2 protein-coding genes are annotated in these 1,509 nt (G+C 65.2%); both read right to left on the bottom strand.

Going from position 1 to position 1,509, the window contains the following annotated elements; all coding sequences use genetic code 11:
• Positions 1-668: 668 nt before the first annotated feature.
• Positions 669-827, bottom strand: a complete 159-nt coding sequence (locus B141_RS49025) for a hypothetical protein (protein ID WP_020574331.1) — start codon at positions 825-827, stop codon at positions 669-671.
• An 18-nt stretch (positions 828-845) separates the two neighbouring features.
• A complete protein-coding gene (locus B141_RS0106395; protein ID WP_020574330.1) occupies positions 846-1,295 on the bottom strand; it encodes a nucleoside/nucleotide kinase family protein in 450 nt (149 codons plus the stop codon).
• Positions 1,296-1,509 lie beyond the last annotated feature (214 nt).

Raw genomic sequence — 1,509 nt, 5'->3', positions numbered from 1 at the left:
ACGACCGACGAGATGCTCGAGCGGGACTACCCGGGCCATCCCTGGCGGCGCGGCGACCACGCCCTCGCGGCGATGCTCAACGAGGTGAGCCACCACGGCACGCAGATCTGCATGGTGCGCGACATCTACGCCAACCGTTATGGCAGGACCCGTCAACGCTGAAGCGGCCGCGGACGTCAAACGGATTGAACTGAGCTACGGCCGGCGCGGATATGGCCAGCTTGGAAGATGTCGAAACGGCCCGGCTCCTCTGGCGTCTGCGCGGAGATCGGCTGCCAGGAGTGGCCTGGAGGACCCTCCGTTCACCTGGACTAATGGCCGATAATGGCCCGGGGAGTCGCCGCGGTCGCCTGGACCCCTGCCTTGCAAAGGCCATTCACCCGCTCACGCCCCGCCGAGCGTGGATCGCTGCCGCGTCCGATAGCACGTCTCTTAACCGTGGATCACCGCTACGGACCAAGATCACCCTTGGCTTGGGGCACGCGGAGGGCACAGAGACTGGCAACTTGGGAACATACGTCTACGGATCAGCGGGTTGGCTTCTCGCGAGGCTGCTCGGTCGTTGAGCGACCTGGAGTAGCCGCCTGAGACCTTGGCTAGTGGCCCGGGCTGATCCTTTCGATCCGACGATTGACACCGGCGGTCGTCGGTGGCACTTCGTGCACCTCTCAGGTCGTCAAGTCGTTGTCGGCCAGTCCTAGCGCGGCGAGGGCCTCGGCGAAGACACGATCCGCGTCCGGGTGCACGTGGATCTCAAAGAGTGGCCAGCCACCGGCATCGATCGCGTAGCGGATCCGCGTCTCCCTGGATGCGTAGCTTGTCGCCACATCGCCGAAGGTCCCTCTTCATGCTAGCCACCGTATGCCTCGCTGCTTTACCGCCCGATCGAGGGCGACCGAGATATCGGTGTGCAGGTAGAGGACAAGCGGCTGCAGGTACGCCGCTGCCGCGTGAGCCCGCTGGGAGAAGTCACCCAACGCGCCGAGATCGTCGACCGCCCATGGCAGGTCTTCGGCGAGATCAATCCAAGACCAGTCTTGGATCCACGTCGCGTCTGAGTCGGTCGACCCAAGAACGTCCTTGAAGACGCTGATGAGGTCATCTGGACTGGGGTACTCACAGCGTCGGAACCTCTCGGCGAGGCCGGCCAGGCTCTCCCACTCGAAGAGGGCCATCTCGGGCCAGAGCCGGACGGCGTAGCCGCGAGCTTCGAGCTCGCCCTGTAGGCGGTTGGCCAAGGTCGACTTGCCTGCACCCGGACCTGAACCGGTGATCATCACAAGGCGATGTGCCATGCCCAGATCGTTGCCGCAAGGTGTGGCCTCGGTCGACCGCTTTTCTATTACCTGCGATTGTTCGGGCGACCCCCGTGCGGGCGGCCGGCGGCTCCGACCCTGGCTGAAGCGGACGTTAAGGTCGGGGGATGTCGGAGCGCGAAGTCAGGTCACCATCCGACGTCGACCGCAGTCAGCACCTCGCCGCGCTGCACAGCGCGTGGGCGACGCCGCT

It is taken from the genome of Actinopolymorpha alba DSM 45243 (genome assembly GCF_000373925.1).
Lineage (GTDB): Bacteria > Actinomycetota > Actinomycetes > Propionibacteriales > Actinopolymorphaceae > Actinopolymorpha > Actinopolymorpha alba.
This window is presented reverse-complemented; position numbering and strand designations above follow the sequence as displayed.